17 protein-coding genes are annotated in these 19,389 nt (G+C 72.6%); 8 read left to right on the top strand and 9 right to left on the bottom strand.

Going from position 1 to position 19,389, the window contains the following annotated elements; genetic code table 11:
- Positions 1-96: 96 nt before the first annotated feature.
- Entirely contained in the window at positions 97-2,106 is a 2,010-nt protein-coding gene (locus tag ABT112_RS00895) for a SpoIIE family protein phosphatase (RefSeq protein WP_351504043.1), read from the bottom strand.
- Between the two features lie 250 nt (positions 2,107-2,356).
- On the opposite strand from ABT112_RS00895, the gene ABT112_RS00890 reads away from it, so the two are divergent.
- The gene (locus tag ABT112_RS00890) at positions 2,357-3,172 is read left to right on the top strand and encodes an SAM-dependent methyltransferase (protein WP_351504041.1); all 816 of its coding nucleotides are present in this window, start codon (positions 2,357-2,359) and stop codon (positions 3,170-3,172) included.
- A 141-nt stretch (positions 3,173-3,313) separates the two neighbouring features.
- Here ABT112_RS00890 and ABT112_RS00885 read toward each other — a convergent pair whose 3' ends face one another.
- Positions 3,314-3,568: a DUF7848 domain-containing protein gene (locus ABT112_RS00885; RefSeq protein WP_351504039.1), complete on the bottom strand. Its 255-nt coding sequence runs from the start codon at positions 3,566-3,568 to the stop codon at positions 3,314-3,316.
- A gap of 435 nt (positions 3,569-4,003) precedes the next feature.
- Between ABT112_RS00885 and ABT112_RS00880 the strand changes: the two genes are divergently transcribed.
- Entirely contained in the window at positions 4,004-4,249 is a 246-nt protein-coding gene (locus tag ABT112_RS00880; protein WP_351504038.1) for a DUF397 domain-containing protein, read from the top strand.
- Between the two features lie 93 nt (positions 4,250-4,342).
- Entirely contained in the window at positions 4,343-5,251 is a 909-nt protein-coding gene (locus ABT112_RS00875) for a Sco1979 family transcriptional regulator (protein ID WP_351504036.1), read from the top strand.
- A 109-nt stretch (positions 5,252-5,360) separates the two neighbouring features.
- Here ABT112_RS00875 and ABT112_RS00870 read toward each other — a convergent pair whose 3' ends face one another.
- Positions 5,361-5,534 (bottom strand): CsbD family protein, encoded by a 174-nt coding sequence (locus ABT112_RS00870; RefSeq protein WP_351504034.1) that lies wholly within the window; start codon positions 5,532-5,534, stop codon positions 5,361-5,363.
- A 492-nt stretch (positions 5,535-6,026) separates the two neighbouring features.
- On the opposite strand from ABT112_RS00870, the gene ABT112_RS00865 reads away from it, so the two are divergent.
- A complete protein-coding gene (locus tag ABT112_RS00865) occupies positions 6,027-6,992 on the top strand; it encodes an LCP family protein (RefSeq protein WP_351504032.1) in 966 nt (321 codons plus the stop codon).
- 414 nt (positions 6,993-7,406) lie between these two features.
- Here the strand turns inward: ABT112_RS00865 and gnd are convergent, their stop codons facing one another.
- The 3 genes from gnd to ABT112_RS00850 form a co-directional block, all read right to left on the bottom strand.
- A complete protein-coding gene (gene gnd / locus ABT112_RS00860) occupies positions 7,407-8,849 on the bottom strand; it encodes an NADP-dependent phosphogluconate dehydrogenase (RefSeq protein ID WP_351504030.1) in 1,443 nt (480 codons plus the stop codon).
- A 511-nt stretch (positions 8,850-9,360) separates the two neighbouring features.
- Positions 9,361-9,834 (bottom strand): DUF5709 domain-containing protein, encoded by a 474-nt coding sequence (locus ABT112_RS00855; RefSeq protein WP_351504028.1) that lies wholly within the window; start codon positions 9,832-9,834, stop codon positions 9,361-9,363.
- A 203-nt stretch (positions 9,835-10,037) separates the two neighbouring features.
- Positions 10,038-11,099 (bottom strand): ATP-dependent DNA ligase, encoded by a 1,062-nt coding sequence (locus tag ABT112_RS00850; protein WP_351504027.1) that lies wholly within the window; start codon positions 11,097-11,099, stop codon positions 10,038-10,040.
- Positions 11,100-11,177: 78 nt separating this feature from the next.
- On the opposite strand from ABT112_RS00850, the gene ligD reads away from it, so the two are divergent.
- The 4 genes from ligD to ABT112_RS00830 all read left to right on the top strand — a co-directional run bounded on the left by ligD (position 11,178) and on the right by ABT112_RS00830 (position 16,532).
- Positions 11,178-12,182, top strand: coding sequence for a non-homologous end-joining DNA ligase (ligD, locus tag ABT112_RS00845; protein ID WP_351504025.1), 1,005 nt, complete (start codon positions 11,178-11,180; stop codon positions 12,180-12,182).
- A 108-nt stretch (positions 12,183-12,290) separates the two neighbouring features.
- Positions 12,291-13,316, top strand: coding sequence for a PHP domain-containing protein (locus tag ABT112_RS00840; protein ID WP_351504023.1), 1,026 nt, complete (start codon positions 12,291-12,293; stop codon positions 13,314-13,316).
- Positions 13,317-13,651: 335 nt separating this feature from the next.
- A complete protein-coding gene (locus ABT112_RS00835; RefSeq protein WP_351504021.1) occupies positions 13,652-15,931 on the top strand; it encodes an MMPL family transporter in 2,280 nt (759 codons plus the stop codon).
- A 232-nt stretch (positions 15,932-16,163) separates the two neighbouring features.
- Complete coding sequence (locus ABT112_RS00830) at positions 16,164-16,532, top strand: ATP-binding protein (protein ID WP_351504019.1); 369 nt, start codon at positions 16,164-16,166, stop codon at positions 16,530-16,532.
- 287 nt (positions 16,533-16,819) lie between these two features.
- On the opposite strand, the gene ABT112_RS00825 is transcribed toward ABT112_RS00830, so the two are convergent.
- The 3 genes from ABT112_RS00825 to ABT112_RS00815 form a co-directional block, all read right to left on the bottom strand.
- Positions 16,820-17,701 carry an RNA polymerase sigma factor SigF gene (locus ABT112_RS00825; RefSeq protein ID WP_502975204.1) on the bottom strand — a complete coding sequence of 294 codons (882 nt, stop codon included), beginning with the start codon at positions 17,699-17,701 and terminating at the stop codon, positions 16,820-16,822.
- 132 nt (positions 17,702-17,833) lie between these two features.
- The gene (locus ABT112_RS00820; protein WP_351504018.1) at positions 17,834-18,355 is read right to left on the bottom strand and encodes a ribonuclease FAU-1 family protein; all 522 of its coding nucleotides are present in this window, start codon (positions 18,353-18,355) and stop codon (positions 17,834-17,836) included.
- Positions 18,356-18,833: 478 nt separating this feature from the next.
- Positions 18,834-19,280, bottom strand: a complete 447-nt coding sequence (locus ABT112_RS00815) for a Crp/Fnr family transcriptional regulator (RefSeq protein WP_351504017.1) — start codon at positions 19,278-19,280, stop codon at positions 18,834-18,836.
- Positions 19,281-19,389: the final 109 nt, after the last annotated feature.

Genomic DNA, 19,389 nt, shown 5'->3' with positions numbered 1-19,389 from the left:
CCTCGCTTCTCGCGCACGTCCCCCGGAAGGCCGGTCCCGGGCGGTGGACCGAGGGTACAGAAGGCCGAGGCCGGCGGACGGTCCGGGCTGGACCTCTCAGTGCAGGGCCGGGCGCAGGGCGAGCAGCGCGATGTCGTCCCCGGTGGGCGGAGCGTGGCTGATCAGATGGCCGCAGAGCGCGGCGGCGGAGAGGTGCCGGCCCTCCGTGGCGATCCCGGCGAGCTTGCCGATGGCGTCCTCGAGGTCCTCTCCCGGGGTCTCCACCAGGCCGTCGGTGTACAGCAGCAGGGTGTCCTCCGGGTGCAGCGTGGTGCGCTGGTTCCGCCGGGGTACGGAGGGGTCGACGCCCAGCGGCGGGTCGGCTCCGTGCCGTGCCTCGCCGAGCACGTCGTACGTACCGTCCCCGTGGATGAGCAGCGGCGGCGGATGACCGGCGTTCGACCAGAGCACCTGCCAGCCGCCCGGGCCGGGGGTGAGACGTGCCTGGATGGCACTGGCGAGCTCGGTGACGGAGAGACCGTTGATGGTGACGTCGAGGTGGGCCAGCGCGCGGGCGGGGTCGGCGGGGTAGTGGCAGGCGAGGGTGCGCAGCATGCTGCGCAGCTGCCCCATCGCGGAGGCCGCCGCCAGGTCGTGCCCGACCACGTCGCCGATGGTCAGGGCGTAGGAGTGGTCGGGGAGCGGAAACGCGTCGTACCAGTCGCCGCCGACCTCGGCGGCGAGGGCGCTGGGCTGGTAGTGCACGGCGAGCTCGGCGCCGGGGATCTCGGGCGGGTCGGTGAGCATCGCCCGCTGCAGGGTGAGCGCCACCCGCTGGGCGCGCTGGAACCGGTGGGCCCGGTGGAGCGGTGCGTGGGCGTGGTCCAGGATCTCGCGCAGCAGGTTGATGGTCTCGGGCCCCAGGGAGGCCGTCGGGGCGCAGGTGAAGAGGGTGGCCAGAGCCGTGACCGAACCGCCGACGTCGATCGGCAGCAGGACGAGGCTGGTCGCCTGGACCTCCGCAAGCCAGGTCTCTATCTCCTCGGGGACGACATGGTGGGGCGGCAGCCCCGGCGGGAAGGTCAGCAGCCGCGGCCGCCCCTCGGCAAGGGTCTGCGCCGTCAGCTCGCCGATCGGGTGCTCGGTGCGCCGCGGCACCGGCAGGGAGGGCAGCCCCGCCCGCGCGATGCCGACGATCCGCGAGGCCACCGTCGGCCCGCGCCCGTGTCCGCCGAGCTCGGAGACGATGTAGATGCCGCACTCGTCGGCGAGCTCGGGGACGATGGTCCTGGCCAGGGCGGTCAGCGCCGCCTCGAGCGAGGCCGCCTCGGTGGACGCCGCCGCCGCGGCCAGCAGCCGCTCCCGCCGGGTGGCGCGCCACTCCTCCTCCACATCGGTGGTCGTGCCCACCCACTCGACCAGTTCGCCCTGGTCGAGGATGGGCACCGCGCGGGCCACGGCGTGCCGGTACTCCCCCGCGTGCGACCGCTGCCGGAAGCCGTGCTCGAAGACGGCGGGTGTGCTCCGCATCGCCGACACCCAGGCCCGCCGCAGCGATTCCTGGTCGTCGGGGTGGACGGTCTCCGCCAGCCACTCCAGCGGGTCGCGGTTCTCCAGCTCCGGGTCCATGGCGGACCACCACCGGGTGCCGTCCGCGTTGGCGAGCCAGATCCCCTCGCTCACGGTCTCCAGCAGGGCCTGGTAGCGGTTGAGCTCCCGCTGCTGCTCCTCGGAGTGCGCCCGGACCTGCTGGGTCTCGAGGACGGACTGGGTGACGTCCATCGCCACGATCAGCACCCCGTCGGTGCCGTCGGGCAGCACCGTCGGCGAGCAGTTGTAGGTGAAGAAGCGGTCCCGCGGGCCGCCCTCCGCCCACGCCGGGGCCCGCACCCCGGCGACCTGTTCGGCCTGCTTCGCGGCGTACACCCGGTCCATCAGCGCGATGAAGCCGGTGCCGACGAGTTCGGGGAAGGAGTCGCGCAGCGGCACCCGGAGCGTGCGGTCGCCGAAGACCCGGCGATAGGCGGCATTGACGTACACGAGCTCGTGCCCGGGCCCGCGCGTCATGCCGACCACGACCTGAGCCGGTTCGAAGATCTCCGGTCCGACCTGTGCCTTCTCTTCCACTACCCCGCTCCTCCCGGCCAGCGGGATATCGATCCCCCACCCCACTATCCGCCGCCGGGAGCACATGTGCCAGTGGCGTCGTCACGGCCGGACGGCCGTCGGAGCGGCGGCGCCGGCCGGACTCACGTCGCAGAGCCGAACACCCTTGTTTCACCCGTTGGTTGGAAGTCCGGCCCGGCGCGGACATTGCTTCTACGATGCTCAGCAAACCCGACATCCCGGCCGTGCCGGGAAGACAGAGAGGGGTCCGATGGGCCAGGGCAGCAAGCCATTGTCCAGCGAGGTCGACGTCACGGTTCCGAGCGTGGCCCGGATGTACGACTACTACCTGGGCGGCAAGGACAACTACGCGGTCGACCGGGAAGCCTCGGAGGAGCTGCTCAAGGTCGTTCCGAGCACCCAGGCTCTGGCGATCAACAACCGCCGCTTCCTCCAGCGCGTGGTGCGGCACCTGGCCGAGGAGTACGGGGTCCGCCAGTTCCTGGACCACGGATCCGGCCTGCCGACCCAGGACAACGTGCACCAGGTCGCGCAGCGGGTGGACGAGCAGTCCCGCGTGGTCTACATCGACAACGACCCGATCGTCCTGGCGCACGGCCGGGCACTGCTCGCGGAGAACGACAACACCTCCGTCATCCAGGCGGACATGCGGGACACCGACGGCATCCTCGGCCACCCCGAGGTCAAGCGGCTGATCGACTTCGACCGGCCCGTCGCGGCCCTCTTCGTCTCGGTGCTGCACTGCATTCCCGACAGCGACGACCCGGCCGGCCTGATCCGGCGGGTGGCGGAGCGGCTCGCCCCGGGCAGCTTCTTCGTCATCTGCCAGCTGGTCAGCGAGGACGCGAAGACCCGGCAGTTCGTCACCGACTTCATGGACAGCAGCACGCACGGCAACTGGGGCCGGGTCCGGCAGGCGCACGAGGTCCTGGAGTACTTCGACGGTCTGGAGATCCTGGAGCCCGGCCTGGTCGAGGTCTCCACCTGGCGCCCCGACTCGGATCTCGGCCCGAAGCAGCTCACCCGGGAGTGGCTGGAGTACGGCGGCGCCGCCCGGCTGCCCTGACGGACCACCGCCCTCGTACGGGCCCCGCTGTCCGCCGGGGCCCGTACGAGGGCGGAAGGACCCCGAACACGGATGAACGCGCTGGGCTCGGGCCCAGCGCGTTCATCCTGCCCCCTCCCCGGCCCCCCGGCCCAGGGCGGGCTAGCCCTCCCCGGCCCCCCCGGCCGTAGGGAAGGCTCGCCAGAAACGATGTGCGATCTCCCGGAACCCGGTGTGGGTCGGAGATGCGGTGACGTGCCGCACCGCCCAGGCCTGAGCGGCCTCGAGGTCCTCCGTGGCGCCGGAGGAGTGGCAGCACGTGGTGCACTCCAGCTCGAAGACGACCGACGGAGCCTCGGGCGCCGGCTCGCGCACCACCACCCAACCCCCTGTACTCCTGGCCGTGTACACGCTCACAGCGCTCTCCTCGACGCTCCGCCTGTCCCGGACTTCGTCCGCTGCACCTTCATCGCCACGGGGACCGGGCGGACGTCCTCCGGCGGTGCCTCCCACTCGCACCCGCCTTCCGGACGCCGCAGGAACACCCGGCCACCCTGCGCGTCCATGACGATCCCCACCCTGTCCCGCTTGGCGTCGAGCGCGAGCTCCCCGACCACGGGTAAGCCCGCCGGCCTCCGCATCCCTCTGACGGCTCTCCACTCCCTCACGGCGCGCCGGGGCCAGTTCTCCCCGCACACGGACAGTTGCCGAAGCCCCCGAATCCGGTGACCACTATCCTCGCCGACCGGCAGGTCTGCAAGTACATCTGCAAGAACACTTGCAATTGCACGCGGTGGCGGCTTGAGTGCATCACGGACACGTACAACCGGTTCCGGGTGAGGAAGAGACGACGTGTACGAGTGTGAGAACGGCATCCCGGCCACGGAACTCCACGGCGCGGTTTGGAAGAAGAGTTCGTACAGCAACCCCAGCGGGAACTGCGTCGAACTCGCTCGGCTGCCGAGCGGGGAGATCGCCATGCGCAACTCCCGGGACCCGGCGGGGCCTGCGCTGATCTACACCCGGGAGGAGATCGCCGTGTTCCTCCACGGCGCACGGAACGGTGACTTCGACGGACTGGCCGACGGCGGAATCTGAACCGTCGGAACGGCGGCGACCGCTGCGCCGCTGTACGCGGCGGCCCCGTCGATGGAACACTGAGCACTCACCTCAGCACTCAGGGGAGTCAGCATGACCGCCGCTCAGCAGAGCCGCGAGCCGTCGATAAGGCGCTATCTCGAGCAGCCGCGCGGTGGACCCACCGCGCTGCGCATCGTGCTCGGCACCCAGCTGCGCAGGCTGCGGGAAGCCCGAGGCGTCAGCACGCAGGCGGCCGCGGAAGCCATTCGGGGCTCCCACGCGAAGATCAGCCGGCTCGAGCTGGGCCGGGTGGGCTTCAAGGAACGGGACGTGGGCGACCTGCTCACCCTCTACGGCGTCACCGACGCCGCGGAGCGGGAGGACTTCCTGGCGCTCGCCCGCCAGGCCACCGCACCCGGCTGGTGGCATCAGTACTCGGACATCCTGCCCAGCTGGTTCGAGACCCACATCGGCCTGGAAGAGGCCACGTCCGTCATCCGCACCTACGAGAGCCAGTTCATCCCCGGGCTGCTGCAGACCGAGGGGTATGCCCGGGCCGTGACCAGGCTCGGGCATCCGCACGGCACGGCCCGGGACGTCGAGCGCCGGGTCACCCTGCGCCTGGCCCGGCAGGAACTGCTGCGCCGGGATGATCCGCCGCGCTTCTGGGCGGTGCTGGACGAGGCCTCGCTGCGCCGGCCGCTCGGCGGACCGGAGGTGATGCGCGAGCAGCTCCAGCACCTCATCGAGATGAGCCGGCTGCCGCATGTGACCGTCCAGGTGGCGCCGTTCACCCTGGGCGGCGTCGCCGCGGCGGGCGGACCGGTGACGATCCTGCGGTTCCTGGAGCCGGATCTGCCGGACGTGGTCTATCTCGAACAGCTCACCAGCGCCCTCTATCTGGACAAGCAGGAGGACGTGGACAACTACCTCTCCGTCATGGACCGGCTCTGCGCCGAGGCCGAACCGCCGGCCGCCACCGTGCGGTTCCTGGAGAGCGTCCTCACCGCGCTCGGGTGAGGGGCCGTGGCCCGGTGATGCCCCCGGGCCACGGACGCAGACGCGCCGCGGGGGCGCCCGTCACCCTCAGGGACGGGCGCCCCCGCGGCGCGGGGTGCGGAACGAGCCGTCAGTGCTTGAAGGCGTCCTTGGCCTTCTCCGCTGCCTGCCGCGCGTCGCCCTTCGACTGCTCGGCACGGCCCTCGGCCTCCAGCTCCTCGTTGCCGAGTGCCCGTCCGGCGACCTCCTTGGCCTTGCCCTCGGCCTGTTCGGTCTTCGCCTTCGCCTTGTTTCCGGTGCTCATGGTGATGTACTCCCTGGTCATCGGTTTCTTCGGCTGACGGTCCGTGTGCCCGAGGGATTCCGGGACAAACAGCGTGTCCCCCGATCGGCGGGGCACGGCTTCCCGCGGGCCACCACGCCGCGCCGGTCCGGTACAGGTCCGGAATCAGACCTGTCGGGCGGAATGTAGTTTGACTTTCACCGAAACCGCCCCGCCCCGGCCTCAACTGGCGTAGAACCGTTCATCCATGGCCGATTGAGCAAAATACTGAGCAGTGGGGGGCCGCTGATGACTCGGATGGATGGGGCGGAGACTGCGAGACGTCGGTCCGACACCCGCGGGGAGGCGGGTGAAGGGCGGTCGGAGGGCTCTGGTTCGGACGGCGCCGGTTCGGACGGCTCCGGCTCAGGTTCCGACTCCGCGCAGAGACCGTCGGGTCCGAAGAAGAGACGGTCGGGTCCGGAGAAGAGACGGTCGGGTCCGGAGATACGGCGCGGGCGGCGCACTCGGCGCGTGCTGTGGGGGGCGCTCGCGCTGCTGTGCGCGGGAGTGCTGATGGCGGGTGGCGCGGGCTGGTGGGCCGTGGCGCACTACACCGGACGCGTGCACCGCGTCCCGCACGCCTTCCCCACCGACGTGCCCGCCGGCGAGCAGCCCGCGGCCGGCCGGAACGGGCAGAACTTCCTGCTCGTCGGGGTCGATTCGCGTTCGGCGCTGCCCACCACCGGGACCGGCGCCGAGGCTCCGTCGTGGCGGCCGGGGGCGCAGCGCAGCGACACGATGATGCTGGTGCACCTGCCCGCCGATCACTCCGCGGGATACGTCGTCTCCCTGCCCCGGGACTCCTGGGTGAACGTCCCCGGTCACGGGAAGGCGAAGCTGAACGCGGCCTTCTCCTGGGGCGGACCACCGCTGCTGATCGACACGGTGCAACGCCTCACCCGAGTGCGGGTCGACCACCTCGCGGTGATCGACTGGAGCGGTTTCCGGAAGCTCACCGACGCTGTGGGCGGTGTCGAACTGGCCGTCGGCGGCGGGGCGCCCGAGCGGATGAACGGCGAACAGGCCCTGTCCTACGTACGGGAACGCCACGGGCTGGCGCGCGGCGACCTGGACCGGACGCACCGCCAGCAGAACTTCCTGCGGGCGGTGTTGTCCAAGACGCTGTCCGGCGACCGGCTCCGGCATCCGACGCAGGCCAAGGCGCTGCTGGACACCCTGACCGAGAGCGTGAGCGTCGACGACCGGCTCTCCGACGGCGATCTGCGCGCGCTGCTCTGGGACTCGCGGAACATCCGCCCCGCGGACCTGCGGTTCCTCAACGCCCCCGTCGCGCGCACCGGCACGATCAAAGGGCAGTCCGTGGTCCTGCTCGACGGTGGGGACTCCGCCGCGCTGTGGAAGGCGTTGCGCGGCGGCACCATGGACCGGTACGTGGCGGGCCATCCGGGCGATCGGCTGGGAGCCGTGGTGCGCTGACGTCTCGGTGGGACCGGGGCGACGCCGTTCCGTGGTGGCGGACGGCACGGAGCGCCGTGGGCACGGCCGGTGCGCACCGGCCTCCCGCGCCCGGCTCCGGTGCTCCGCACGGAGATCGGGCCGGACCCCGGGCGCCGGGCGGATCGCGGGCGCCCCGCGCTGGACGCCCTGCCGGTAGGCGGTGCGGGCCACGTCGCGGGCGAAGCCGCGGGTGGCGCGGCGCAGGGCGCTCTCCTCGCGCGGTTCGGCGCTCGCCCCGCTCCCCCGGGTGCCGGGCGGCTCCACGGGGGCGGCACGTGGGCATGCGGCGCGTCCCGAGAGAGGCACGCGTGGACCCCGCCGGCCCGGGGCAGGCGAGAAGTGGCCGGTTGGGGCCGGACCGGCGGTGCGGTCCGGCCCCAACCGGCCATCCCGTCAGTCCGTCCGCTCCTCGCCTCGGTCGCCGCCCCAGAGGGTGTGGAAGCTGCCCTCCCGGTCCGTCCGCCGGTAGGTGTGGGCACCGAAGTAGTCGCGCTGGCCCTGGGTGAGTGCGGCGGGCAGCCGGTCCGCGCGCAGGGCGTCGTAGTAGGCGAGGGCGGCGGAGAAGCCGGGGGTGGGCACCCCGTGGCCCACGGCGGTGGCGACCACGGCGCGCCATGCCTCCTGGGCGTTCCCGATCTCCTCGGCGAACTCCTTGTCGGCCAGCAGCGTCGGCAGCTGGGGGTCCGCGGCGAAGGCGGCCCGGATCCGGTCCAGGAACGCCGCCCGGATGATGCAGCCACCACGCCAGATCGCTGCCACGGCGCCCTGGTCGATACTCCAGCCGTACTCCCGGCCGGCCGCGCTGATCATGTTCCAGCCCTGGGCGTAGGACACGACCTTCGAGGCGTACAGCGCCTGTTCGACCTGGGCGGCGAAGCGCTCGGCGTCGTCCGCGCCCATCGGCTGCCCCGCGGGGCCGCGCAGCGTACGGGCGGCCTGACGCAGGTCGGCGTGGCCGGACACCGAGCGGGCGAAGACCGCCTCGGCGATGCCGGAGACCGGAACGCCGAGGTCGAGGGCGGTCTGGACGGTCCAGCGGCCGGTGCCCTTCTGTTCGGCGCGGTCGGCGACCACGTCCACGAACGGCTTGCCGGTGGCGGTGTCGGTGTGGGCGAGGACCTCGGCGGTGATCTCGATGAGGTAGGAGTCGAGCCGGCCGGTGTTCCAGGTGCGGAAGGTCTCGGCGATCCGCGCCGGGTCGTATCCGGCCACGCGGCGCAGCAGATCGTAGGCCTCGGCGATGAGCTGCATATCGGCGTACTCGATGCCGTTGTGCACCATCTTCACGAAGTGTCCGGCTCCGTCCGGACCGATGTGGGTGCAGCAGGGGGAGCCGTCGTCGGCCTTGGCGGCGATGTCCTCCAGCAGCGGGCCGAGCGCGGCGTAGGACTCGGTGGAGCCGCCGGGCATGATGCTGGGGCCGTTGAGGGCGCCCTCCTCACCACCGGAGATTCCGGTGCCGACGAAGTGGATGCCCCGCTCCCGCAGGGCGGCTTCGCGGCGGCGGGTGTCCTCGAAGTGTGCGTTGCCGCCGTCAATGATCATGTCGCCGGCTTCGAGCAGGGGCGCGAACTCGTCGATCACGGCATCCGTCGGACCGCCCGCCTTGACCATGATGACCAGCCGGCGGGGGCGCTCCAGCGAGGCGACGAAGCTCTCGGCGGTCTCGGACGGCAGGAAGGTCCCCTCGTGGCCGAACTCCTCGACGAGGGACCGGGTCCGGGCCGGGGTGCGGTTGTGGACGGCGACGGTGTGGCCGTGCCGCGCGAAGTTCCGGGCCAGGTTACGGCCCATCACCGCGAGTCCGGTGACGCCGATCTGTGCCAACGTGTCCATGCTCAACTCCAGAAGTGGTGGCGGAGCGTCCACGGTCGTCCGCCGTGGCCTCCGCTCGGGGACGTGCTCCGAAGCCCGATAGCTGCTGCGCCTCGCCCACATTCTGGCCGAAGGGCGCAGCCGCCGTTCGGACTGTGGATACGCAGGCGTGGGGCCCGGCGCTCAATCCGCTCGGAGACCGGCCGCGCAGGGCGGCTCGTTGGGGCGCACGGCGCTGCCCGAGCGCCGCAGTGGCAGGGTACGCGCCTGTTGTGCGGCCGGTGCGGGTACCCACCCGGTGCCGCTCGGCCCCGGCGCTGCACCGTCCGGCGCCACGGCTCCCACTGTCCTCGCTCGGGGCGGTCGGGGCGGTCGCGGTGGTGCAGGTGGCGGGGTGGCAGTACACGTGGCGGGGCGGCAGTGCACGTGGCGGGGCGGCGGTGCAGGTGGCGGGGCGGCAGCGCAGGTGACGGGTCGGCAGTGCAGGTGGCGGGTCGGCGGCGCCACCGGCCGCACCCGACGGGGGCCGCGGTCAGGCGCGTTCGGAGGGTTCGCCGTCGGGGACGATGTGCACCGCGGCCTCCTCGGCCGACGCCGCCGCCCCGTCGATGCCGATGTCGCTGGCGACCATGTCCTTCTCCTCGTCGGAGTGGGCGCCCTCGTCCGGCGCGACCAGCCGGCCGGCGCGCCGGTCGCCGACCTCGTCGTCCCACAACTCGCCGTCGCCGCCCGGCAGGTCCCCGATGCCGTCGCCCTCGGGCTCCGTCACGTCCGGCACTTCGTGGGCCAGCCTCTCCTCCAGCGGCTCGCCCCGGTGCTGCTCCCCCGCCGTCGTGCCCCGGCTCTCCACCGCCCACGGGCTCTCCGGGGGCGAGTACCCCTCGTCCAGAACCTCGCGCACCCCGCGGTCCTCGAGCGTGTCCTCCGGCTCCAGCAGACCCGCGTCGTCCTGGACCTCGGATCCGTCCGGTTGATAGACCTCGTCGCCCATCATGTTCTCGCTCATCGTTCCGGCCTCGCTGATGTGTGAGCGGCGCGGCCAGTCGTGTCGGACCGCACGGTCACGACGCCTGTCGGGTCCCCCGCATCCAGCATCGCGCAGACCGCGCCCCGGGTCCACACGGGTCGGACGGGGTACGGACACCGGGGCCGGCGGTCCCCTGCCGGGCAGGCGCGCCCGGTGCGTCCGAAGGGCGGAGGTGAGCGGGCTCAGCCGCCCAGGACCTCGGCGAGGTCGTAGCGGACCGGCTCCTCGAGCTGGGCGTAGGTGCACTGCCCCGGTTCGCGGTCCGGCCGCCAGCGACGGAACTGGGCCGTGTGCCGGAAGCGGTCCCCCTGCATGTGGTCGTAGGCCACCTCGACCACCCGTTCGGGGTGCAGCGGGACCCAGGAGAGGTCCTTCGTCCCGGTCCAGCGGCTGGGCGCACCGGGCATCCGGCTGTCCGCGTGGGCCTCCTCGCTGACCCAGTCCGCCCAGGGGTGCCCGTCGAGCGAGGGCATGCGCAGCGGCTCCAGCTCGGTCATCAGCTCTTCCCGGCGCCGCATGGGGAACGAGGCGCAGACGCCCACGTGCTGGAGCCGCCCCCGGTCGTCGTGGAGACCGAGGAGGAGCGAGCCGACGACGGGGCCGGACTTGTGCTGCCGGTAGCCCGCCACCACGCAGTCGGCCGTCCGCTCGTGCTTGACCTTGACCATGACGCGCTCCCCGGGGCGGTAGCCGAGCGCGGGGTCCTTGGCGATGACGCCGTCCAGGCCCGCCCCTTCGTACTGGCGGAACCACCGCTCGGCGAGCGCGACGTCGTAGGTGGCCGGAGCGGTGAAGACCGGGTCCGCCGCGGTGCGGAGCGCGTCGGTCAGCGCCTCCCTGCGCTGCCGCAGCGGGGTGTCCATGAGGGAGGCGTCCCCCAGGGCGAGCAGGTCGAAGGCGACGAATCCGGCGGGGGTGGTCTCGGCGAGGAGCCGTACCCGGGAGTCGGCGGGGTGGATGCGCTCCAGGAGGGCGTCGAAGTCGAGACGGCCCCCGCGGGCGATCACGATCTCACCGTCGGTGACGCAGCGCGGCGGCAGCTGGTCGCGGAGCGCGGTGACCAGCTCCGGGAAGTAGCGGGTGAGCGGCTTGCCCGAGCGGCTGCCGATCTCGACCTCGTCGCCGTCCCGGAAGACGATGGCCCGGAAGCCGTCCCACTTCGCCTCGTAGTGCATGCCCGGCGGGATCGTCGCCACCGACTTGGCGAGCATCGGCTTCACGGGCGGCATCACCGGGAGGTCCATGATCCCGATTGTGGGCCCGGCCGGGGCGGCCCGCCCGCCGGGAGGCGGCCCGGCGGGCCGCGGCCTAGCGTGGCCCCTATGGGAGAGTCGGTGGAGCTCAACGTGGCCGGACGGCCGGTACGGCTGTCCAACCCCGGCAAGGTGTACTTCCCCGAGCGGGGGTTCACCAAGCTCGACCTCGCCCGCTACTACATGGCGGTCGGCGACGGTGTGCTGCGCGCGCTGCGGGACCGGCCGACGACGCTGGAGCGCTACCCGGACGGGGTAGCGGGGGAATCGTTCTTCCAGAAGCGGGCTCGGAAGAATCTCCCGGAGTGGATCCCGACCGGCCGGATCTCGTTCCCCAGCGGCCGTCACGCGGACGAGATCTGCCCCACCGAGCCCGCCGCCGTGGTGTGGGCGGCGAACCTCGGCTGTCTGACCTTCCATCCGTGGCCGGTCCGCCGGGCGGACACCGAGCACCCCGACGAGCTGCGGATCGACCTCGATCCGCAGCCGGGGACGGACTACGAGGACGCGGTGCGGGCCGCCCTGGAACTGCGGGAGGTACTGCAGGAACTGGGGCTGCGCGGCTGGCCGAAGACCTCGGGCGGCCGGGGCCTGCACGTGTTCGTGCCGATCGAGCCGGAGTGGACCTTCACCCAGGTCCGGCGGGCGGCCATCGCGGTCGCGCGGGAGCTGGAGCGCCGTGCGCCGGAGCGCATCACCACCAAGTGGTGGAAGGAGGAGCGCGGCGAAAAGGTGTTCGTGGACTACAACCAGACGGCGCGGGACCGGACCATCGCCGGCGCCTACTCCGTGCGCCCGCATCCGCATGCGCCGGTGTCGGCGCCCCTGCGGTGGGACGAGGTGCCCGACGCCCGGCCGCGGGACTTCGACCTGGCCACCATGCCGGTGCGCTACGCGGATCTGGGCGACGTCCACGCGGACATGGAGCGGCACGCGTTCCGGCTCGAATCGCTGCTGGAGCTGGCCGCCCGGGACGAGCGGGACCACGGCCTCGGTGACCTGCCGTATCCGCCGGAGCATCCGAAGGCGGCCGGCGAACCGAAGCGGGTGCAGCCCAGCCGCGCCAAGCACTGAGGCACCGGCACGGGCCGGGGCACGGTGGCGGTGCGGTGACGGGCGGCGGGTGCGGCACGGAGCACCGAGTCCGTGCGGGGGCAGGCGGCGGGTGGAGAGGGGCGGACCGTGGACCCGGTGGTGGCGCTGGAGAGCATCGCGTTCCTGCTGGAGCGCGAGCAGGCGCCCACCTACCGGGTGCGGGCCTTCCGTACCGCGGCGGCGGTACTGTCCCAGCTGCCCCCGGAGGAGGTCGAACTGCGGGCGGCCGCCGGCACCCTGGAGTCACTGAAGGGGCTCGGCCCCAAGACCGCGCAGGTCGTACGGGAGGCGCTGCGGGGCACGGAGCCTGCCTACCTGGAGCGGCTGCGCTCCGAAGCCGGAGCGGGGCGGACCTCGGGCGGTGAGGACCTGCTGGCGGCGCTGCGCGGGGACTGCCACACCCACTCCGACTGGTCGGACGGCGGCAGCCCGATCGAGGTGATGGCGCGGACGGCGGCGGCGCTGGGGCACGAGTGGGCCGCCTTGACGGACCACTCGCCGCGGCTGACGGTGGCGGGCGGGCTGTCGGCGGACCGGCTGCGCGAGCAACTGGACGTGGTCGCCGAGGCGGACGCCGCACTGGCGCCCTTTCGGCTGCTGACCGGCATCGAGTGCGACATCCTCCTCGACGGTTCGCTGGACCAGGAGGAGGAGTTGCTGGACCGGCTGGACGTGGTCGTGGCGTCGGTCCACTCGAAGCTGCGGATGGCACGGGCGGAGATGACGCGGCGCATGGTGCGGGCCGTCCGGAGCCCGCTGGTCGACGTGCTGGGACACTGCACGGGGCGGCTGCTGACGGGCCGTGGCCGGCCGGAGTCCACGTTCGACGCCGACGAGGTGTTCGCGGCCTGTGCCGAGGCGGGTACGGCTGTGGAGATCAACTGTCGGCCGGAGCGGCTGGATCCGCCGCGCCGGCTGCTGCGCCGGGCCGTGGCAGCGGGCGTCTTCTTCGCGATCGACACCGACGCCCACGCGCCGGGCCAGCTCGACTGGCAGATCAACGGGTGCGCCCGGGCGGAGGAGTGCGGGGTGCCGGCCGAGCGGGTCATCAACACCTGGACGGCGGCCCAGTTGCTCGACTGGACCCGGCACCGGACCCCGCCCTCCGGGTGAACCCACCGGTCCGCGGCCCCGCCTGCGGCGAGTGGTGCCCGCCGCTGCTCCTGGCTACGTTCGGGTCCGCCCGCCCCGGCGAGGGGAACGCGACGCTTACGCCGTCCGGGTGAGGGGGCGCGGTGCCCGGGAGGGCCCGGTGCCGTGGCCGGCTTCCCGGGCCCGGCCGACGGGACTGCGGCACCCGGGTGACCGGCCCGGGCCGGACCGGCCGACGTGAGCGGGGTGTTGACGGATCCGCGGCCGTTTCTCCCGTTGCCGGGCCCGCCGGGTGGTGCAAACCTGGATGAACCTCAACTCGGGACGGTCTGCGCCGACCGCAGCAGGAGGCAGCCTTGCTCGCTCTCATGCACGGGATCGGCGCCTTCGCCGTCCGCTTCCGCTACGCCGTGGTGACCCTCTGGATCGCCGCGGCGGCGGTGTGCGTCGTCGTGTTCCCGTCGTTGACGTCGGTCGCCAACCCGGACAACAGCTCCTTCCTCCCCTCCGACACCGGCACCTCGCAGGCCCTGCGGCTCGCGGCCCCCTTCGTACCGCCCGGCCAGTCCAGCGCCACCCTCGTCGGGGCCACCTCCCAGGGCACGCTGGACGCGTCCGACCAGTCGGCGTTCCGGCAGCTCCAGACCAAGGTGGCGGGCCTGCCGCACGTCACCTCGGTGAGCGACCAGGGTCTGTCGACGGACGGCAAGGCGCAGCGGGCCCTGGTGGTGGTGGATGTCGCCGCCGGCAGCCCGGAGGCGGGCGGGATCGTGGACGACATCCGGGGGGAGATCCACTCGTCCGACCCGGGCCCGGGCGTGACCGAGCATCTGACCGGGCAGCTCGCGGCCACCGTCGACAACCAGCGGGAGCAGGCCGACGCGCAGCGGCTGACGGAGATCCTGTCGAACGTCGTGATCCTGGTGATGCTGTACATCATCCTGCGGTCGGCGCTGGCGCCGCTGGTCACGCTGGCGCCCGCGGCGCTCGTGCTCACCATGGCGAGCCCGGTGATCGCGGAGGCGTCCGAGGCCGGCATCGACATCTCCTCCGTCACCCACCCCATGCTGACGGTGCTGCTGCTGGGGGCCGGCACGGACTACGGGCTCTTCCTGGTCCTGCGGATGCGCGAGGAGATGGAGAAGGGGGCCGCCCCACGGGACGCGGTCGTCCGGGCCGTGGAGCGGGTCGGCGAGTCGATCACCTTCTCCGCGGGGACGGTCATCGGGGCCCTGCTCTGTCTGATGCTGGCCTCGTTCGGCCTGTACGCGGGCCTGGGTCCGGCGCTGGCCATCGGCGTGGCGCTCATGCTGCTGGCCGCGCTGACGCTGCTGCCCGCCCTGCTGGCCATCTCCGGCCGGGTGCTGTTCTGGCCGCGGAGGCTGCGCGAGCACGAACACGACCCGGACACCGGCTGGATGCGGGTCGTCGACCATGTGCTGACCCGTCCGAAGACCACCCTGGTGGTCGGGGTCCTGGTGTTCCTCGCCCTGGCCACGGGGGTGTTCAGCTATCAGTCCAACGGGTTCGGCGGCACCACCAACGGCCCCAGCGGCAGTGACTCCGCCGCGGGGCAGCAGCAGCTCTCCGAGCACTACCCGCCCGCCGTGGTCTCCCCCACCACCGTGCTCCTCAAGTATCCGGACTCCATCTGGAACGATCTGGCCACCGTGCAGGACGCCGAGAACCGGCTGGCGTCGGAGAAGTCGGAGTTCGCCTCGGTCAACGGGCTGTTCAACCCGAACGGCAAAGCCCTCTCCGTCCAGCAGTTGTCCACCCTGTACAGCGAGCTCGGGCCGCCCGGCAAGCTGCCCGCGACCCCGCCCGCGGGGACCCCGGTCTCGCCGGACCAGTACGCGGCGTACCGCGCGCTCTCCCAGTTCGTCAGCGGGGACGGCCGGACCGTGCAGTTCTACACCACCCTCACCGCGGGCTCGCCCGAATCGACGGCGGCCATCGACGCGGTTCCGGGCGTCCGGGACGCGGTGACCGGGGTGCAGAAGGCGACGGGGGCCTCCGAGTCGGGGGTGAACGGCCTCGCCCCCGCCTCGTACGACGTCAGCACGGTCTCGAACGACGACCTCGAGGAGATCGTGCCGATCGTGCTGGTGCTCATCGCCGTCCTGCTGGCGCTGGTGATGCGCAGTCTGATCGCGCCGCTCTACCTGGTGGTGAGCGTCGCGCTGTCCTACTTCGCGGCGCTGGGGCTCGCCGTCATCGTGTACATCGTGATCCCCGGTGCCTCCGGCATCGACTTCGTGCTGCCGTTCCTGATGTTCGTGTTCCTGATGGCCCTGGGCGAGGACTACAACATCCTGGTGATGAGCCGGATCCGGGAGGAGGCCCACCGGATGCCGCTGCGCCGGGCCGTGGCCCTGGCCATGCACGCCACCGGAACGACGGTGACCTCCGCCGGACTCATCCTCGCCGCGACCTTCGGGGTGTCGGCGCTGACCGGGGCCACGGAGGAGATCAAGCAGCTGGGCGGGTCGATCGCCATGGGCATTCTGCTGGACACGTTCCTGGTCCGGGTGCTGCTGGTGCCGGCCACCGTGATTCTGCTGGGCCGCTGGAACTGGTGGCCGTCCGCACTGTCACGACGGGGCCGTACGGAGTCGGCGGAGACCGCCGGATGAGCCGCGCCCCCGCCCGGTACGCCCCGGATCCGCAGCGCGTGTCCGCCGGGTATGCCAGTGCCCTCCCTGGGGTGCCGAGCGGCGCGGGGTACGGGCCGGCGCACGGGGAGTTTTCCGGGGGTGGCCGGTGCGCCGAGGGTGACCGGTGCGCCGGAACGTGCCTCGAGATCCATGGATCTCCGCTCCCGGGGCAGACGACGAGCAACGGAGGAGGCGACAGCGGATGGTAGTGATGGAGTCCGATGAGGCAAGCGCCGCACGGGCGCGGCATGCCACGGCCGACTTCCTGACGAAGGTCTGTCCATGGGTGGATGCCGACGCCGTGATGCTGGTGGTGTCGGAGCTGGTGAGCAATGCGGTGAAGCACACGGCCGGGTGGTGGCGTCTGCGGGTGCAGGCCTTCCAGAGTCGGCTCGTGGTCGAGATCGACGACACCAGCGAGGTGCTCCCCGCCCCGCGCACCCCGAATCTGGACGGTGGCGGCGGCATGGGATGGCACATGGTCCAGCGACTCGCCACGCGGGTCGAGGTCCGTCGGCGGGACGAGGGCAAGACCGTCTGCGCCATCTGGATGCGCGCGGAAGCGGCGCCCGGGCAGTGAGTGAGCCGGAGGGAACCGGTGGCGGGCGGATGGCGCGCCACCGGTCCCGCCGTGCCGCGGAAGCCCCGTCCGGCTGCGCCGTGCCGCAGGAGCCTGTCAGCCGTCGACCGGCGTCGCACCCGCCCGGGAGTCCACAGACCCGGGCCGGGTCCGCGGGCTCGGCGCCGGGCTGCCGCGCCTCCGGGGCCGCGGCCGGGCGCAGCACGTCCGCACCGGCCCGGCAGGACCCACAGAGGCGAAGCGGACGGCGCCCCGGCTCATGCGCCTCACTGCTGGGCGAGTGCGCCTCACTGCTGGGCGAGCAGCCCCGCGCGCAGCCGGGCCAGCACCTTCGACAGCAGCCGGGAGACATGCATCTGGGAGACGCCGAGCTCGGCACCGATCTCCGCCTGGGTCAGCTCCGCGCCGAACCGCAGTTGCAGGATCCTCCGGTCGCGCGGCGGCAGATCCTCGACCAACGGCTTGAGGGCCTGCAGGTTCTCCACGCCCTCCAGCGCGGGATCCACATCGCCCAGGCGGTCGGCGTAGGTGCCGCCCCCGCCCTCGGAGTTCTCGTCCACCGGCACGTCGAGCGAGGCGGCGGCGTAACCGTTGCTGGCCACGAGCCCTTCGACGACTTCCTCGGTGCTCAGTTCCAGGCGGTCCGCCAGCTCGGCCGTGGTCGGTGCCCGGCCCAGCGTGCGGGACATCTCGTCGGTCGCCTTGGCGAGATCCAGCCGGAGCTCCTGGAGCCGGCGCGGGACGTGCACGGACCAGCTGGTGTCACGGAAGAACCGCTTGATCTCGCCGATGATGTACGGCACCGCGAAGGTGGTGAACTCCACCTCGCGGGACAGGTCGAACCGGTCGATCGCCTTGATCAGACCGATGGTGCCGACCTGGACGATGTCCTGCATGTCCTCGGACCGGTTGCGGAACCGCGCCGCCGCATACCTGACCAGGGAGAGGTTGAGCTCGATGAGGGTGTTGCGTGCGTACTGGTACTCGTGGGTGCCTTCCTCCAGCTCGGTGAGCCGACCGAAGAAGACCTTCGAGAGTGCCCGGGCGTCCTGAGGCGCCACCGACGTCGCGTCCTCGATCCACGGCAGGCCCGCGAGCGGCGCCTCGGCTGACTGCGAGGCTTCGCTCAGCTCGAGGCCGGCCGGACCGGTGGATGCCGTGCTGTTCACTGTGCCCTCCCTGTCTGGTTGCTTCGCTGGACGCTCGGCCGTGTACCCGGAGTTGGCGACTCCATACCTGCGTTTTTCCTGCTCGTGCGGTTGCGCGGCCGGCCGCCCGGGGTCTGCTGGAGGGATCGGGGGTCAGTCCGTCGCCGCCGTCAGCGATTCGAACCCTTCCGTGCGGGCGCGGTGTTCGAGTTCGTCGAGCGCGGCACGGGCCCGTGCCGCCGCGGCGGGATCGCGCTCGGGGAGACCGCTCTCCAGGAACTCGTCCTCGTCCAGCCGCAGGATCGTTCCGCCGTCCGCCGACACCCAGAGGTCGAGGTCCAGGTCCTCCACCACGAGGGCGTCCGGTGCCACGACGGCCGGCCGGGTCACGTCGCAGTACCAGCCCTTGAGGGTGCCCCCGGGCCCGCGCACCTCCTTGACGGCGTACCAGCGGTCGCGCCAGTAGTGCTCGGTGAACACATCGCCGTGCTCGAACCGGACGAAGCCGAAGTCCTTCGTCCCCACGCCGGCCCAGGGGGCGCGGACCGTGACCCGGGTGCCGTCGTCGTGGCGGACGACAGCGGGATACCGGACGTCCGGACGCGGCCGCTTCACCAGCCGGACCGTCACCTCGCCGCCCACGGGCAGCGTTCCGGAGGTGTCGGGGGTGTTCATGGGGCTCCTCGATCTGCGTTCGGGGCCGGCGGAGCGGCCGACGGGCTCAGCCGTCGGCGACGGCGGTCACCAGCCTCACCCGGGGAGATGCACCCGGGCCACGGGTTTTTGCCGCGGCCGGGGAGCCGTCACGGGTCCACCGGGCGCGGGCCGGGGAGACGGGGCCCGGGCGACGGGGCCCGGAAGCGCGGGGACGCTCGGACGCGAAGGCTCGCGCAGCCGGCTCAACGACACTCGGGGGCCCTCGGGAGCCGGCGTATCCGAGGCGGCGCTAGGGCGTGTTTCGAAAGTCCCGCCTGGCCGGAGGTGTCTGGCACGCACGCTCGCCGCGTTGTCGGTCGTCGGCGCAGCCCGCTGCGCTCTCTCCCCCTGGGCCTGGCGGCCCGGGAGGTGCCCCCACCCTCCGCCTTGCGATCGCACGCACCGGACACCTCCGGCCCCGCCCTTCGGGCGGACGACGCTACTTTCGAAACACGCCCTAGATCGCCGAGTAGGGCGACAGGTCCAGCAGCCGGGCGCGCGCGTCTTGCAGCCGGTGGGCCAGGATCTCCGCGAAGGTGCGCATCAGCACGACGCCCAGAGCCGTGTCCCGGTCACACAGGCGGCGCACATCCATCCCGTCGAAGACGTAGGCGCGGACCGGGCTCAGCGCCTCGGCCCCGAAGTCCCACTCGTAGGGCGGGAAGAGCCACGACCAGCCGAGCAGATCGCCGGGGCCCAGCGTGGCGACGGTGGCACGGCGCCCGTTCAGCAGTGTGAGGTCGAGGGTGACCGCACCGGAGCGGATCACCCAGAATCCCTCCGCCCGCGCCCCTTCCTCGAAGATCCGGGCGTCCTGGGGGAACGCGACCTCGGCGGCCAGCTCCATCAGACAGTTGCGGTAGTCGGGCGGAAGGGCCCGCAGGAACCGGGGCGCAGTAGTCATTGCCGGGACCCTCCTCGCCTCCGAGGCCCGCCGCCCGCCGTTCACCCGGTCGGCGTACACCTGGTACCCCCATTGGACCCATGTTCGACCAGTGGCGCCATCCCTGGAG

The organism is Streptomyces sp. NPDC002055, from assembly GCF_040296705.1.
Taxonomy (GTDB): Bacteria; Actinomycetota; Actinomycetes; order Streptomycetales; family Streptomycetaceae; genus Streptomyces.
Note: the sequence above shows the minus strand (reverse complement) of the source record. Positions and strands in the feature narration are given on the sequence as shown.

Excerpts from the sequence above, each read along its gene's own strand:
- ABT112_RS00870 (WP_351504034.1), bottom strand. The coding sequence starts at position 5,534 with ATGAGCACCGGAAACAAGGCGAAGGCGAAGACCGAACAGGCCGAGGGC.
- ABT112_RS00875 (WP_351504036.1), top strand. The coding sequence starts at position 4,343 with ATGACCGCCGCTCAGCAGAGCCGCGAGCCGTCGATAAGGCGCTATCTC.
- ABT112_RS00820 (WP_351504018.1), bottom strand. The coding sequence starts at position 18,355 with ATGAACACCCCCGACACCTCCGGAACGCTGCCCGTGGGCGGCGAGGTG.
- ABT112_RS00850 (WP_351504027.1), bottom strand. The coding sequence starts at position 11,099 with ATGGACCTCCCGGTGATGCCGCCCGTGAAGCCGATGCTCGCCAAGTCG.
- ABT112_RS00890 (WP_351504041.1), top strand. The coding sequence starts at position 2,357 with ATGGGCCAGGGCAGCAAGCCATTGTCCAGCGAGGTCGACGTCACGGTT.
- gnd (WP_351504030.1), bottom strand. The coding sequence starts at position 8,849 with ATGGACACGTTGGCACAGATCGGCGTCACCGGACTCGCGGTGATGGGC.
- ABT112_RS00855 (WP_351504028.1), bottom strand. The coding sequence starts at position 9,834 with ATGAGCGAGAACATGATGGGCGACGAGGTCTATCAACCGGACGGATCC.
- ligD (WP_351504025.1), top strand. The coding sequence starts at position 11,178 with ATGGGAGAGTCGGTGGAGCTCAACGTGGCCGGACGGCCGGTACGGCTG.
- ABT112_RS00815 (WP_351504017.1), bottom strand. The coding sequence starts at position 19,280 with ATGACTACTGCGCCCCGGTTCCTGCGGGCCCTTCCGCCCGACTACCGC.
- ABT112_RS00830 (WP_351504019.1), top strand. The coding sequence starts at position 16,164 with ATGGAGTCCGATGAGGCAAGCGCCGCACGGGCGCGGCATGCCACGGCC.